Origin of the sequence: Caballeronia sp. BR00000012568055 (assembly GCF_029439455.1) — a bacterium.
Lineage (GTDB): Bacteria > Pseudomonadota > Gammaproteobacteria > Burkholderiales > Burkholderiaceae > Caballeronia.
The window spans coordinates 96,757-111,502 of the sequence record NZ_JAQFVG010000301.1; the positions used below are offsets into that span (position 1 = coordinate 96,757).

The following is a 14,746-nucleotide window of genomic DNA, read 5'->3' on the forward strand; positions in this document are numbered from 1 at the left end:
CGGAGGCCTATTTTTGCGACGCGAAATGAAAGCGTCTACGCGATTGCGCACATTCGCGGAATGATCGAATTAGGGGAAACGAGTAGGGGATGGTGATAGTTCGAGGTGCGCAAACGTTTGGCGTAGGCCGTTTGGCTGACTGGCTGCCGGTGGCGCGAGAAGGAAAACTTGCGTCTCCGATAGACGAGGGAGCCAAGATGAGGGGCAGGGAATTTCAATGGATGTCGCGACTATTGCTCATATCGCTTCCCGTCTTCATGGGCGCGGTCGAACACATGTTGCGCGTTGCGTTGCATCAGCCAGATCACGCAGCGTTTTTTCCGATATCGCTGGCAGCGGCTGGCGTCAGCTTGGACGTGGCAGTGACCGTCGTGCCACGCGCAATTCGACGCGGTCTGTTCGAGTCGTATTTATCCACTCGTCAACATCAGGCGATATTTATCGCAAAGTTAGGAGTTTTCGCCTCGCTCGGCGGCACGCTTTTATGGCTATATCTACTGATGGCGTCTTTCAGCAACGAGGTAAGCGCAATCTTGCCGCTGCATCCGTATCGAGACGCTGTGCTCTACTATCTTTTCTCTTCTTTGGTGACTGAATGGAACACTTGGGCGAATGGATCCTGAACTTCTTGCTTGGATTTCTGCGCGACTATTGGATGACATTGCTCCCGTGGCCGGTGCTGCACTTCATAGCTGATCCGATCTTCAGGCGCATGGATGCGCGAATGCGGTTGGAGGAAGAAGAGATGCGAAGAAGGAAGGCTATCGAGGAGAGCGCCGAACTCAAACGTGCCGGTAGTTCTCTTGACCCTTCTCACGCTGACTGAGGAACCCAAATAAGGAACCCCAAGCGCAAAAAAGCCGCTCAACGAGCGGCTTTTTCACATCAGAAGCTTTGGTGCCCAGGGCCGGAATCGAACCGGCACGCCTTGCGGCGGGGGATTTTGAGTCCCCTGCGTCTACCAATTTCACCACCTGGGCAACTGAGTCCGCGATTATGGCGCAAAACTTAGTCGCGGGCAAGTCCACGCGAATTTACTGGCTCAGATACGTGAACGCCCCATTCTTGACGATGCCCATCACGCTGGCGCGCTGATCCAATCCGACGTGATCGCTGGCGCTGGTGTTAACGACGCCGTTCGGCACCACCAGTTCATGCGCATGCTCAAGCTCCGAACGCAGCGCAACGCGAAACTCCTTGGTCCCCGGTTTGGCCGTCTTCAGCGCCCGCGCCACTGCATCCTGCAAACGCGGATACACGCCCGCCGCGTCGCCGGCAAACTGCGTGACCGAACCCTTGCCGTACTGTGATTCGTACGCATCGACGAAAGATAAAGCTGCCTTCTTCGACGGATGATCCGTCGGCAAGGTCCGCGCCACCACTACCGGCTGCGTCGGAAAGAGCGTGCCTTCGACGTCCTTGCCGCCGAGCTTGATGAACTCCGGCGTGGCGATGCCGTGAGTCTGATAGATCGCGCCCTTGTAGCCGCGCTCGACCAGCGTGCGCTGCGGCAGCACCGTCGGCGTACCCGCGCCCGCGATCAGCACCGCATCCGGATGCGCCGACATCAGCTTGAGAACCTGCCCGGTGACGCTCGCATCGGTCCGGTTGAAGCGCTCACTCGCCACCACTTTGATATGCCGCAGCTCCGCGAACTTGCTGAACTCGTTGAACCAGCTATCGCCGTAACTATCCGCAAAGCCGATGAAACCCACCGTCTTCACGCCGTGATTGGCCATATAACGCGTCATGACATCGGCCATGGCGCGGTCGGTCTGCGCCATCTTGAACGCCCACACTTTCTTGCCTTCCTGCGGCTCCACCACCGATGCCGAGCCGATCAGCGTAATCATCGGTGTCTGATTCTCGGCGACGGGATCGAGCGCGGCCATCGCGGCGGGCGTGATATTCGGACCGACGATCACATCGACATGATCTTCGCTGATGAGCTTGCGGATATTGCGCACCGCCGCGCCGGGATCGGAGCCATCGTCGAGAATGATGTATTCGGCGTTCTGCCCGGCGATGGTCTTCGGCCACATCAGCATCGCGTTCTTGCTGGTGATGCCGATCGCCGCTGCCGGTCCCGTGCTCGACAAATCGATCCCAACCTTCAATTGCGCCTGCGCGCCGACAGCAAAAGCAGACAAAGCGAGGCCGGCAGCAAGCCGGCGTGTGAGCGTCGACAACTTCATCGAAAAGATCCCCTGAAATTTATAGTTCGTAGCTTTCGTGATCGCCGGACAGCGCCTGTTCGATCAGCTTCCGATTCAGCGACGGCGACAGCAGTTCGACCAGCGTATACACATAGCTGCGCAGATACGCGCCTTGCTTGAGCGCCAGCCGCGTCACATTCGTGCCGAACAGATGCCCGACCGGCATCGCGCGCAAGTGTCGATCGCGCTCCGGATTGAAGGCGATATCCGCCATGATGCCGACGCCCAGCCCAAGCTCGACGTAGGTCTTGATGACATCCGCATCGATGGCTTCGAGCACGATATCCGGCGTCAGATTGCGCAGCGCGAACGCGTGATTGATCTTCGTGCGCCCGGCGAACGCCGCTTCGTACGTGATGAGCGGGTACTGCACGAGATCGTCGAGCGTGAGAAGCTTGCGCTCCAGCAGCGGATGATCGGGCAGCATGACGGCGAGGTGCTGCCACTGAAAGCAGGGCAGCGACACCAGTTCCTTATAGTTGGCGATGGCTTCCGTCGCGATGGCGATATCCGCCTGATCGTGAATCACCATCTCGGCGACCTGCGTGGGACTGCCTTGCAGGATCGAAAGATGCACCTTCGGAAAGCGCTTCTTGAATTCCGCGATGGCGGAAGGCAGCGAATAGCGCGCCTGCGTGTGCGTCGCAGCGATGACGAGATTGCCCTGATCCTGCGCCGCGTAATCCTTACCGACGCGCTTCAGGCTTTCGACTTCCTGCAAGATTTTCTCGACCGACGCGAGGATGATGCGCCCCGGTTCGGTGAGCGAGCGCACGCGCTTGCCGTGCCGCGTAAAGATCTCGACGCCAAGCTCATCTTCCAACTCGATGATCGCCTTGGACACGCCCGGCTGCGACGTATACAGCGCCTTCGCAGCCTCCGTGAGATTGAAGTTCTGCCGAACGGCCTCGCGCACGAATCGGAACTGGTGCAGGTTCATATATTACTCAACCGCATATAAAAGTAATTTTTCAGTCGTTTGCAATATATAGCAGGTTCTTTACTATCAGTCCAATTTTTCCAATATCCATATCTGTTTTTGTGATTTGCAAATGAGCGAACCGTCTGAACGGCGCGCGCCGCAATGAATCTACGGATATTCGATGGACGAGACGCATCGCGCGGCCAGGGCGCGGTGTCTAACAAAACTTGGGGCCCCCCACATGTACCAGTACGATCAGATCGACCAACGAATCGTCGACGAACGTGTCGCGCAGTACGCCGACCAGGTCCGCCGCCGTCTCTCGGGCGAATTGAGCGAAGAAGAATTCCGTCCGCTGCGCCTGCAAAACGGTCTCTATATGCAGCGTCATGCGTACATGCACCGCATCGCGATTCCGTACGGCAATCTGCGCAGCGATCAGATGCGCGTGCTGGCGACCATCGCGCGTGAGCACGATCGCGGTTACGGGCACTTCTCGACGCGTACCAACATTCAGTTCAACTGGATCGAACTGGAAGACACGCCGGAAATTCTGCGCAAGCTGGCAAGCGTGCAGATGCACGGCATCCAGACTTCGGGCAACTGCATCCGCAATATCACGGCGGATCAGTTCGCGGGCGTTGCACCGGACGAGGAAATCGATCCGCGTCCGTGGGCGGAAATCATGCGCCAGTGGTCCACGTTTCACCCCGAATTCGCATGGCTGCCGCGCAAGTTCAAGATCGCGGTGTGCGGATCGGCGGAAGATCGCGCGGCGGTGCAGATTCACGATCTGGGCGTGTACTTCAAGAAGAACGCGCAGGGCGAAGTCGTCGCGGATATTCTCGCGGGCGGCGGGCTCGGCCGTACGCCGATCATCGGCGCGATTATCAAGCAGGATTTGCCGTGGCAGCATTTGCTGACCTACTGCGAAGCCGTGCTGCGTGTGTATAACCGCTACGGCCGTCGCGACAACATCTATAAGGCGCGGATCAAGATTCTCGTGAAGGCGCTGTCGCCGGAGAAGTTCTCGAAGCAAGTCGAAGAGGAATGGCTGCATCTGAAGGACGGTCCTTCGACGCTCACGCAGGAAGAAGTGGATCGCGTGTCGCAGTTCTTCGCGCCGCCGGTCTACGAAAAGCTCGCGGATACCGATGCCTCGTATGAAAAGCATCTGATCGATAGCAAGCCTTTCGCGCGCTGGGTCGAACGCAACGTGCGTCCGCACAAGGTGCCGGGCTATGCGGCGGTCACGCTGTCGCTGAAGCCGACCGGCATTGCACCGGGCGATGCCACCGACAAGCAGATGAACGACGTCGCCGACATTGCCGATGAGTTCTCGCTCGGCGAAATCCGCGTCTCACACGAACAGAATCTGATTCTCGCCAACGTGAAGAAGCGCGATCTGTTCGCCGTGTGGGAACGCGCGAAGGCAACGGGTTTTGCGGCATCGAATATCGGCTTGTTGACGGACATCATTTCGTGCCCGGGCGGCGATTTCTGCTCGCTGGCGAACGCGAAGTCGATCCCGATCGCGCAGGCCATTCAGGAGCGCTTCAACGACGCCGACTATGTCTACGATCTCGGCGATCTGTCGCTCAACATCTCGGGCTGCATGAACGCGTGCGGTCATCACCACGTCGGCAATATCGGCGTGCTGGGTGTCGATAAGGACGGCTCGGAGTGGTATCAGGTGACGCTGGGCGGCGAGCAAAGCTCGGGTGCCGATGGCGCGCGTCTGGGCAAGGTGATCGGACCGTCGTTCTCGGCGAACGAAATGCCGGACGTGGTGACGAGCGTGATCGATACCTTTGTCGAACATCGCGCGGAAGGCGAGCGTTTCATCGAAACGTTCAATCGCGTCGGCATGACGCCGTTCAAGGAGCGCGTGTACGCATCGCGCCAGGCCCACGCTTGAGGATTTGCAGATGACGTTGATTATCAAAAACCGCGCAGTCGTCGAAGACAGCTTCGTTGTGATCCGTGCCGCCGAAGACGGCGTGCTGCCCGCAGTCGATGCCTTGCCCGCTGACAAGATCATCGTGCCGTTCGCGCTGTGGAAAGAGCACAAGAGCGCGTTGGTTGCATCGCGTTCGAAGGAAGATTTGGGCGTGTGGCTCGCACCCGACGATGAACCCGCCGATATCGTGCCGGATTTCGGCAACGTGTCCGTGATCGCCGTCGATTTCCCGGTGTTCCGCGATGGCCGCGGCTTCTCCATCGGCCGATTGCTGCGTGAGCGTTACGACTGGACGGGCGAATTGCGCGCCATCGGCGATGTGCTGCGCGATCAGGTGTTCTTCCACTATCGCTGCGGCTTCGATGCCTTCGCCGTGCGCGCCGACAAGGACATCAACGACGCGCTGAACGCCTTCACCGAGTTCAGCGAGCTGTATCAAGGCGCGAACGATAACCCGGAACCGCTGTTCCGCCGCCGTGCAGCGGTGAACGCGGCACTCGGAGCGTAATAGATGACTTCCGACTTGCAAGCCAAGGTTGAACGCCTCGATGCGCTGCTCGATTCGATTGCAGCGCGCCACGAGAACGTCAAGCTAGCCAGCAGCCTCGCCGCCGAAGATATGGTGCTTACGCACGCCATTCTGTCGCGCGGTGTGAAGATCGGCATTTTTTCGCTGAACACGGGCCGTCTGCATGCCGAAACGCTCGGCATGCTCGATACCGTCAAAGCGCGCTATGGCTACGACATCGAGCAATTCCATCCGCAGCAAGATGCCGTCGATGCCTACGTGCGCGATCACGGCCTCAACGCGTTCTACGAAAGCATTGATTTGCGCAAAAGCTGCTGCCATATCCGCAAGGTCGAACCGCTGAACCGCGCGCTGTCGGAGGTATCGGCGTGGGTGACGGGGCAGCGTCGCGAGCAGTCGGTGACGCGTGCGGAATTGCACGAGGAAGAGCAGGACGAAGGACGCGGCATCGTCAAGTTCAACCCGCTCGCGGACTGGACTGAAAGCGACGTGTGGGATTACCTGAAGCAGTTCGATGTGCCGGTGAATCCGCTGCATGCGCGCGGTTATCCGAGCATCGGCTGCGAGCCGTGCACGCGCGCCGTGCGCCCTGGCGAAGATAGCCGCGCGGGCCGCTGGTGGTGGGAATCGCGCGATACGAAGGAATGCGGTCTGCACATCACGAATATCAAGGTCGTCGAAGAAGCGCCAAGCTCAGCGATCTGAACGCAACACACCCTGTCATTGAACGCATCGTCAACTTGGAAACTGCATGACGCTGCATAAAAAAGGATCGACGAATATGAGCACCACGCTCGACTCCAACGTCACCGCCCCGATCGTCAATCAGGCGAACCGGATGGACCATCTCGACTGGCTCGAAGCCGAGTCGATCCATATCATCCGTGAGCTTGCCGCTGAATGCAGCAAGCCCGCGCTGCTGTTTTCGGGCGGCAAGGATTCGGTCGTCGTGCTGCATCTGGCGCTCAAGGCGTTCGGTCTGGGCGCGGGCCGCAAGACGCAACTGCCGTTTCCGCTCGTGCATATCGACACGGGTCACAATTTTCAGGAAGTGATCGATTTCCGCGATCGCCGCGCGGCCGAGATCGGCGCGGAACTGGTGATCGGTCATGTGGAAGATTCGATCAAAAAGGGCACAGTGCGTCTGCGTCGCGAAACGGATTCGCGCAATGCCGCGCAGGCCGTGACGCTGCTGGAAACCATCGAGCAATACGGCTATACGGCGATGATCGGCGGCGCGCGCCGCGACGAAGAAAAGGCGCGTGCGAAAGAGCGCATCTTCTCGTTCCGCGATGAATTCGGTCAGTGGGATCCGAAGGCGCAGCGCCCGGAATTGTGGAGCATCTATAACGCGCGTCTGCACAACGGCGAACATCTGCGCGTGTTCCCGATTTCGAACTGGACCGAACTCGATGTGTGGCAATACATCGCCCGTGAAAAGCTCGAACTGCCGAACATCTACTACGCGCATGATCGTGAAATCGTGCGTCGCAATGGTCTGCTGGTGCCGGTCACGCCGCTGACGCCGGTGCGCGATGGCGAAACGTCGGAGATCGCGCAGGTCCGTTTCCGCACGGTCGGCGATATCAGTTGCACCTGCCCCGTTGCCAGCGATGCCGATGACGTCGAGAAAATCATCGCCGAGACGGCGGTGACGGAAATCACGGAACGCGGCGCGACGCGTATGGACGATCAGGCCTCGGAAGCCGCGATGGAACAGCGCAAGAAGCAAGGTTATTTCTAAGCCACGCCCAAGGAAACGAGAGAAATGAGCATCTATCAAGCTGAAGACCTGGGCGTGTTGCGCTTCATCACCGCGGGTTCCGTCGATGACGGCAAGAGCACGCTGATCGGCCGTTTGCTGTATGACAGCAAGGCGGTGTTGTCGGACCAGTTGTCCGCGATTTCGCGCGCCAAGAACAAGCGCACCGTCGGCGATGAAATCGATCTGTCGCTGCTGACGGATGGTCTCGAAGCCGAACGCGAGCAAGGCATTACGATCGACGTCGCGTATCGCTATTTCGCCACGGCGAAGCGCAAGTTCATCATCGCCGATACGCCGGGCCACGAGCAGTACACGCGCAACATGGTGACGGGCGCATCGACGGCGCATGCCGCGATCATTCTCGTCGATGCCACGCGCGTCACGTTCGAAAATGGCGAAGCGCAATTGCTGCCGCAGACCAAGCGCCATAGCGCGATCGTCAAATTGCTCGGCTTGCAGCACGCGATCGTCGCTATCAACAAGATGGATCTGGTCGAATACAGCGAAGCGCGCTTCAACGAGATTCGCGATGCGTATGTCGCGCTGGCGCGTCAGCTCGGTCTGAACGATGTGCGCTTCGTGCCGGTATCGGCGCTGAAGGGCGACAATATCGTCAGCGCCAGCGAGCGCATGCCGTGGTACGCGGGCGAACCGCTGCTCGATCTGCTGGAATCGCTGCCGGTCGCGCAGCCGAACGATCAGGCGCTGCGTTTCCCGGTGCAATGGGTCGCGCGTCAGGACGGCTCACAAGCCGACGATTTTCGCGGCTACATGGGCCGTGTCGAAGCCGGCGAAGTGCGCGTCGGCGATGCGCTGACCGTGCTGCCCGCTGGCCGTGCCGCGACGGTGGCCGAAATTATCGCGCCGGTGCCGGGTGGCGTCGCGCCGGTGGATCGCGCATTCGCGGGGCAGACGGTGACCATTCGCCTGACCGAAGACGTGGATGTATCGCGTGGGGACACGTTCGTGCCGGCATCGCAAAAGGTCGAGCCCGCCAAGAAGCTCGAAGCCGATCTGTGCTGGTTCGATGAAGAACCGTTGTCGCCGCAGCGCAAGTATCTGCTGAAGCAGACGACGAACACGGTGTTCGCGCGCATCGGCGCGGTCAAGCAAGTGCTCGATGTGCACACGCTGTCGCATTCGGTGGATCGCGGCACGCTCGAGATGAACGATATCGGCCGCGTGGCGCTGACGCTGCAAAAGCCGATCGTCGCCGATGAGTACGACACGCACCAGGGCACCGGCGCGTTCGTGCTGATCGACGAGGCGACGCATCATACGGTTGCTGCGGGTATGATCCGTTCTGTCGCGGCTTAATCGACGGATCGTTTATGGGCAAGGTCTATCTGATCGGAGCAGGGCCGGGCGCGGCGGATCTCATCACCGTGCGCGGCATGCGTCTGCTCGAGCAGGCCGATGTGGTGCTGCACGACGCGCTCATCGAACCGGCCATGCTCGACTACGCGCCGAATGCCAAGAAAATCGCGGTCGGCAAGCGCTACGGACAGCGATCGACGGCGCAGCATTTCATCAACAAGCAAATCGTCGATGCGGCGCTGGAGCACGGCATCGTGGTGCGCTTGAAGGGCGGCGATCCGATGCTGTTCGGTCGCGCGGATGAAGAGATGCGCGCGCTGGAAGCGGCGGGAATCGAGTTCGAAGTGGTGCCGGGAATTACGGCGGCGTTGGCGAGTGCGGCTGCGTTGCAGCGGTCTTTGACCTTGCGCGGTGTGTCACGCAGTGTCGCGCTGGCAACCTACAGCCGCGCTGCCGACAGCGATGAAATTCGCGAGCACGCCAGCGCGGATTCGCTCGTGTTTTACATGGGGCGTGACAGCGCGCCGGAAATCGCCAAGCAATTGATCGATGCAGGACGCGCGGGTTCGACGCCTGTGGCGATCGTTGAAGCGTGCAGTACGCCGCGTGAGCGCATGCTGACGTTGACGCTGGCTCAAATGGCCTTGGGCGAAGCGCAGGAATGGCTCGATCCGACGCAGCCGAGTTTGCTGATGATCGGTGAGGCGTTTCGCGAGCGGGTTTCGTCAGTGAAGCCGAAGGTGCATCTCAAAGGGATGATGGCGGCTTGAGGGTTTTAGCATTGTTAAATGCAAAAAAGCGCATCGGAGTCGATGCGCTTTTTTGTTTAAAGCCGCCGTTTCAGAACTCGACCGGCTTGATCTTCCTTTTCTTCGAATTCGTAGCGAGCAAGGTATCCAGCGTCGCAATCGATTTTGCTTTGCAGCCGAGTGCGGTGGCGAGATGCAGCGCATCGCCAGCGCGGAGTCCCGTCGATGCGTCGAGCGTAAGCAGTGCCGCCTGATAAAAAACTGGCGGCTCGATAGGAGTCAGTTGCAGATCGGCTGCACACATCCGCTCGAACGCACGCCATACGGAAGCCGCTTGTTCCCGCGTAAGCTGACCAGTCCGTTGCTTTATACCCAATGCGCTGGCGAACTCGGTTACGCACCAGGTGCCGGAGATCAACTCTTCGTCTGTCGATGCATGCCATCGTGCGACCGCTGCCGTCATGGGTTCCGGCGCACAGAGCGCGACCAGCACGCTCGTATCGACATAAATCATCAGTAGCGTGCTCCCTGACGGACTTCTTCCATGACCGATTCGCCCATCGGCAGCGCATCGCGCATCGTTGCGAGCTCGGCAGCGAACGCACGGCGATCCCATTTCGCAGGACGAAGACAAATTCCGCCACCGACAGTCAAGCTGGCGCGCACCTGATCACCTTCTGAAAGTCCGCTGTGCCGAAGATAGTCCGCCGGGATGCGTACCGCGAGACTATTGCCCCATTTGGAAATGATTAGGTTCATATTGCCGCCGTCGGATATACGTTGATGTATATCCATTATAGACATCGATTCTGGCGATGAACACTCGCGCTCGACAAGCGTCAATTGACGGGCAGGGGAAGCCAATTCGCGCACCTCACTAAGATGATGGAAAGTCGAATCCATCATAAAGCGGGCGCTAAAACGCGAATACTCGGCCGAACGGCCAAAAAAGAGAGATCAGGAAACCTGCCGCAAGCAATACTCAGCGACCGCATCGAGCACGGCGTCATCCTCGCCGACAGGAACCGCGCAGTCGATAACGACCTCAGGATGCGCCTCCCGGCACTTATTCAGCACCAGAGGCAAATCCCGCCGCACATGCCCGCCTTGCCCAAAAAACACTGGCACCACGGTCACGGCATCGCAGTCTTCATCATCGACTAAGGAAGCCACCGCAGCGGGCAAATCCGGCTCCATCAACTCAAGAAACGCCAGCACGACCGGCTGCTCGCCACGCGTTGCACGCAGCTTCACCGCCAATCGTTCGAACGGCTCTTTCCACCGCGCATCGCGCGCGCCGTGCCCGAACAGAACGATGCCGTGCTTGCCCATTGCGTTCTCCTAATGCCGCTCCACCCACTTCAACCCGAGCAGGCCGACAGCCAGATACGCCAGCGCCGGCGCGGCAGCGGTAATCGGCGCGGGCCACGTATTCAACGTGCCGATATGCGAGAACAGCGTATTGAACAACTGAAAACTCATACCGATCATGATCCCGCCGAACACCTTCACGCCGACCACGCCCGCGCGCGTGTGCAGATACGCGAACGGCAGCGACAGCACCAGCATCACGAACACCGCGAACGGATACAGAATCTTGCGCCAGAACGCGATCTGATACCGCTGCGTATCCTGATGATTCTCGGTCAAGTGCTGGATATAGCGGAACAGATTGAACATCGACATGCGATCCGGCGACACCAGCAGCACCGACAGAATCTGCGGCGTCAGTTCCGAGCGCAGCGAATAGCTTGGCAGCGTGGTCTGCTTCGCGTTGTAAATGGGATTGAGCGCGTCGTCGGGATTCAGCGCTTGCGGCGCGGCATCGACGAGTTGCGTGTCCGTCACATCAGTGAGCTTCCAGTGGCCCGGCGGCTCGAACACACCGCTCTTTGCAATCCGCACGTTCTGCAAGCGGAATTTCGAATCGAACTCATAGATGCGCACGTTGGCAATCGTCGTATCCGGATTGAGCGTGCCGACGTTGACGAAGCGCGTCACCTGCTCGCCGTTTTCCTTTGCGGTCAGCGTGTCTTTCACCCACACGCCCGACTGAAAATTCGACGATACCGACGACCCCAGCGCTTCCAGCCGCACGCGCTCCGAAAGCTGATCCGAGTAAGGCCCGATCACTTCGCCGATGAGATACGTCACCAGCACCATCGGAATACCGATCTTCAGAAGCGAGCGCAACGCCGCGCCCGTGGACAAACCGGACACGCGGAAGATGGTGAACTCGGACGCGGCCGCCATCTGCGCAAACACATAGATAGCGGAAATCAGCGCTGCAACCGGAATGATTTCGTAAAAGCGCGAAGGCGTCTGTAGCGCGACGCGCAGCACCGCCAGCGTGAACTTGTAGTTGCCGTGCCCAACCGTGTTCAACTCGTTGATCAAGTCAAAGAAGAAGAACAGTCCCGAGAACGCAAACAGAATAAAGATGAACGCGAGATAGATCTGACGCGCGAAATATCGTTCGTAAATGCGCATTGCGTCAGGCTCCCTTCGACCGCGTGAACATCGACAAAGTAATAAGCGGCCGGTTGCGCACGCGCAGCCAGAAGATGAACGCGACAATCAGCGCCACCACCACATGCAGTCCCACCAGTCCGACGCCGAACGACATCTTCCCTTGTTCGATCCACGACTGCACCACATTCAGCAGATTCGAATACGTGAGGTAGATCAGCACGGCCATCACCAGATTGATGGTGCGGCTGCGTCGCGGATTCTGGTACGACAGCGGAATGGCGAGCAGCATCAGATTGATGGCGATCAGCGGCAGACCCATGCGCCACGCGAATTCCGCAAGATTTTCCTTGGTCGGATTCGCCAGCAGCGCGGGCGTGGAAATGCCGGTGGTGGTCGGCGTATTGATCACCTGATGATTCATGATCTTGACGCCGTATCGCTCGAATTCGGTGATGCGGAAGTTCGGCTGTCCCGGCTCGCCGTCATAGCGCCGGCCGTTCTCCAGCACGATAAAGCGATCGCCATCGCTGCGCGTTTCGGTATGGCCGTTCTTCGAGACGATCACGTTGACCTTGCCGTTTTCCGTGCTCGTCACGAAAACGTTCTCCACGTGCCCCTGATCCGGCGACATCTTCTCGATAAAGAACACACGATTGCTCGCCGGCGATTCGCGGAACTGTCCCGGCGCGAGCAGCGACACTTCATCGCGCTGCTGAAAGCGTGCCTTGATCAGTTTGCTCTGCTGATTCGACCACGGCCAGCCGACGAACGCGAAGAAGACGATCAGGATGATGATCGGCGTGGAGAAGGTCGCGATCGGCTTGATGAGTTGCGTCTGACTCACGCCCGAGGCGAGCCACACGACCATTTCCGAGTCGCGATACCAGCGCGTCAGCACGAAGAGAATGGACACGAACAGTGTCACGATCAGCATGACCGCGAGATAGCCGATCACGGTGAGTCCGATCAGCACCACGACGTCTTTCGGGTCGACCTGACCCTGCGCCGCGAAGCCGACGATGCGGATCATCATGGTCGTGAGCATGATCGTGAGCAGCACCATGAATACGGCGCCGGCCGTATACGCGAGTTCGCGCTGCAGAGAGCGTTCGAAGATCATTGATTTTTGCTTTGTGCCAGCGGGGATGCGGAATGAAACACGCACATTGTGGCAGACGGGCGGGGCATGTCGCTTACCCTCACGCCGCGTGCCGGTGACCGCCGCGGAAAAAATAGCGGATAATTGCGGCTTTCATCCTTCAGCCTAGATTTTATCCGAGGATAAGCGCGATGGACTTTAGCATAAAAGCCTGTGATTGGAGCAAGGGCGAGGCAAATGGTTTCCTTACCGGAAAGTCAGATGCAATCGTGCTCGGCATCTTCGAAGCGCAGACGCTCACGGGCGCCGCGCGCGATATGGATGTCGCGACCAAAGGACTGATTTCGCGCATCGTGAAAGCCGGCGATATGAGCGGGCGTGCGGGCACCACTTTGTTGATTCCCGAAGTGACGGGCATCGGTGCATCGCGCATTCTGTTGGTCGGGCTTGGTAAGCAAGACGCCTTCAATCAGAAAGCATACGGTGAAGCCGTGCGTGCCGCATGGCGCGTGATTCTCGGCGCGAAGATCGGCCAGACCACGTTCACGCTCGCTCAATTGCCCATTCAGGAGCGCACCGGCGACTGGGCCGTGCGTGCCGCCATTCTTGCGCTGCGCGAACTCACGTACAAGTTCACGCAGATGAAGAGCAAGCCCGACAACGGCGCGCGTTCGTTGAAGAAGATCGTCTTCAGCATCGATTCCGCCGATGAGAAAGCCGCCAAGGTCGCCGTGAAGCAGGGCGTCGCCATTGCCAACGGCATGGACCTGACGCGCGATCTTGGCAACTTGCCGCCCAACATCTGCACGCCGACCTATCTCGGTCAGACCGCGAAGAAGCTCGGCCGCGACTTCAAGCTCAAGGTCGAAGTGCTCGGCCAAAAGCAGATCGAAGCGCTGAACATGGGCTCGTTTCTGTCGGTGGCGAAGGGGTCGGTGGAGCCGCCGCAGTTCATCGTCATGCATTACAACGGCGCGGGCGAGAGCGCCAAGGGCAAGAACGCGCCCGTCGTGCTGGTTGGCAAAGGCATCACGTTCGATACGGGCGGCATCTCCATCAAGCCCGGCGAAGGCATGGACGAGATGAAGTACGACATGTGCGGCGCGGGTTCGGTGTTCGGCACGCTGCGCGCGGTCGCGGAAATGGGCCTCAAGCTCAACGTTATCGGCGTGATTCCGACCTGCGAGAACATGCCTGCGGGCAACGCGGTCAAGCCGGGCGATATCGTGACGGCGATGAACGGCACGACCATTGAAGTGCTGAACACGGACGCGGAAGGGCGTCTCATTCTGTGCGATGCGCTGACCTACGCCGAACGTTTCAAGCCGGCCGCCGTGGTCGATATCGCCACGCTGACGGGCGCGTGCATCATCGCGCTGGGGCATCACAACACGGGCCTGTTCTCGAAGGACGATGCGCTCGCGGGCGAGTTGCTGGACGCATCGCGCGAAGCGGTGGACCCGGCGTGGCGCTTGCCGCTCGACGACGAGTATCAGGAGCAGCTCAAGTCGAATTTCGCGGATCTCGCGAATATCGGCGGACGTCCGGCGGGCAGCGTGACGGCGGCATGCTTCCTGTCGCGCTTTGCGACGGCTTATCCGTGGGCGCATCTGGATATCGCCGGGACCGCGTGGAAGAGTGGTGCCGCGAAGGGCGCAACGGGCCGTCCGGTGCCGCTGCTGTCGCAGTTCCTGATCGACCGCGCCGGCGCATGATC

At 59.6% G+C, this 14,746-nt stretch carries 16 protein-coding genes and 1 tRNA gene; 9 read left to right on the forward strand and 8 right to left on the reverse strand.

Annotated features, from left to right (window positions below; all coding sequences use genetic code 11):
* Positions 1-131: 131 nt before the first annotated feature.
* Positions 132-623, forward strand: a complete 492-nt coding sequence (locus P7F28_RS19730; protein WP_277186269.1) for a hypothetical protein — start codon at positions 132-134, stop codon at positions 621-623.
* The gene (locus P7F28_RS19735) at positions 596-826 is read left to right on the forward strand and encodes a hypothetical protein (protein ID WP_277186270.1); all 231 of its coding nucleotides are present in this window, start codon (positions 596-598) and stop codon (positions 824-826) included. Before P7F28_RS19730 ends, P7F28_RS19735 begins: the two co-directional genes overlap by 28 nt.
* A gap of 69 nt (positions 827-895) precedes the next feature.
* Here the strand turns inward: P7F28_RS19735 and P7F28_RS19740 are convergent.
* The 3 genes from P7F28_RS19740 to P7F28_RS19750 all read right to left on the reverse strand — a co-directional run bounded on the left by P7F28_RS19740 (position 896) and on the right by P7F28_RS19750 (position 3,156).
* A tRNA-Leu gene (locus P7F28_RS19740) sits at positions 896-980 on the reverse strand.
* 54 nt (positions 981-1,034) lie between these two features.
* Complete coding sequence (locus P7F28_RS19745) at positions 1,035-2,195, reverse strand: ABC transporter substrate-binding protein (protein WP_277186271.1); 1,161 nt, start codon at positions 2,193-2,195, stop codon at positions 1,035-1,037.
* 19 nt (positions 2,196-2,214) lie between these two features.
* Entirely contained in the window at positions 2,215-3,156 is a 942-nt protein-coding gene (locus P7F28_RS19750) for a CysB family HTH-type transcriptional regulator (RefSeq protein WP_277186272.1), read from the reverse strand.
* Positions 3,157-3,379: 223 nt separating this feature from the next.
* Between P7F28_RS19750 and P7F28_RS19755 the strand changes: the two genes are divergently transcribed.
* From P7F28_RS19755 to cobA, 6 genes are all read left to right on the forward strand, one after another.
* The gene (locus P7F28_RS19755) at positions 3,380-5,056 is read left to right on the forward strand and encodes a nitrite/sulfite reductase (protein ID WP_277186273.1); all 1,677 of its coding nucleotides are present in this window, start codon (positions 3,380-3,382) and stop codon (positions 5,054-5,056) included.
* A gap of 10 nt (positions 5,057-5,066) precedes the next feature.
* The gene (locus tag P7F28_RS19760) at positions 5,067-5,606 is read left to right on the forward strand and encodes a DUF934 domain-containing protein (protein WP_277186274.1); all 540 of its coding nucleotides are present in this window, start codon (positions 5,067-5,069) and stop codon (positions 5,604-5,606) included.
* A gap of 3 nt (positions 5,607-5,609) precedes the next feature.
* Positions 5,610-6,332 (forward strand): phosphoadenylyl-sulfate reductase, encoded by a 723-nt coding sequence (locus P7F28_RS19765; RefSeq protein WP_277186275.1) that lies wholly within the window; start codon positions 5,610-5,612, stop codon positions 6,330-6,332.
* A gap of 76 nt (positions 6,333-6,408) precedes the next feature.
* Positions 6,409-7,371, forward strand: coding sequence for a sulfate adenylyltransferase subunit CysD (gene cysD / locus P7F28_RS19770; protein WP_277186276.1), 963 nt, complete (start codon positions 6,409-6,411; stop codon positions 7,369-7,371).
* 24 nt (positions 7,372-7,395) lie between these two features.
* On the forward strand, positions 7,396-8,709 hold the full coding sequence (locus P7F28_RS19775) for a sulfate adenylyltransferase subunit 1 (protein ID WP_277186277.1): 1,314 nt from the start codon (positions 7,396-7,398) through the stop codon (positions 8,707-8,709).
* A gap of 14 nt (positions 8,710-8,723) precedes the next feature.
* A complete protein-coding gene (gene cobA / locus P7F28_RS19780) occupies positions 8,724-9,479 on the forward strand; it encodes a uroporphyrinogen-III C-methyltransferase (RefSeq protein WP_277186278.1) in 756 nt (251 codons plus the stop codon).
* 70 nt (positions 9,480-9,549) lie between these two features.
* Here cobA and P7F28_RS19785 read toward each other — a convergent pair whose 3' ends face one another.
* From P7F28_RS19785 to lptF, 5 genes are read right to left on the reverse strand one after another with little or no spacing between them, the layout of a single operon-like run.
* Positions 9,550-9,972 (reverse strand): type II toxin-antitoxin system VapC family toxin, encoded by a 423-nt coding sequence (locus P7F28_RS19785; RefSeq protein ID WP_277186279.1) that lies wholly within the window; start codon positions 9,970-9,972, stop codon positions 9,550-9,552.
* On the reverse strand, positions 9,972-10,364 hold the full coding sequence (locus P7F28_RS19790; protein ID WP_277186280.1) for an AbrB/MazE/SpoVT family DNA-binding domain-containing protein: 393 nt from the start codon (positions 10,362-10,364) through the stop codon (positions 9,972-9,974). Before P7F28_RS19790 ends, P7F28_RS19785 begins: the two co-directional genes overlap by 1 nt.
* A 51-nt stretch (positions 10,365-10,415) precedes the next feature.
* Positions 10,416-10,790, reverse strand: coding sequence for a sirohydrochlorin chelatase (locus tag P7F28_RS19795; protein WP_277186281.1), 375 nt, complete (start codon positions 10,788-10,790; stop codon positions 10,416-10,418).
* Positions 10,791-10,799: 9 nt separating this feature from the next.
* Positions 10,800-11,948 carry an LPS export ABC transporter permease LptG gene (gene lptG, locus P7F28_RS19800; RefSeq protein WP_277186282.1) on the reverse strand — a complete coding sequence of 383 codons (1,149 nt, stop codon included), beginning with the start codon at positions 11,946-11,948 and terminating at the stop codon, positions 10,800-10,802.
* 4 nt (positions 11,949-11,952) lie between these two features.
* A complete protein-coding gene (lptF, locus tag P7F28_RS19805) occupies positions 11,953-13,050 on the reverse strand; it encodes an LPS export ABC transporter permease LptF (RefSeq protein WP_277186283.1) in 1,098 nt (365 codons plus the stop codon).
* A gap of 170 nt (positions 13,051-13,220) precedes the next feature.
* Here lptF and P7F28_RS19810 point away from each other — a divergent pair, with 170 nt between their 5' ends.
* Positions 13,221-14,744: a leucyl aminopeptidase gene (locus P7F28_RS19810; RefSeq protein WP_277186284.1), complete on the forward strand. Its 1,524-nt coding sequence runs from the start codon at positions 13,221-13,223 to the stop codon at positions 14,742-14,744.
* Positions 14,745-14,746 lie beyond the last annotated feature (2 nt).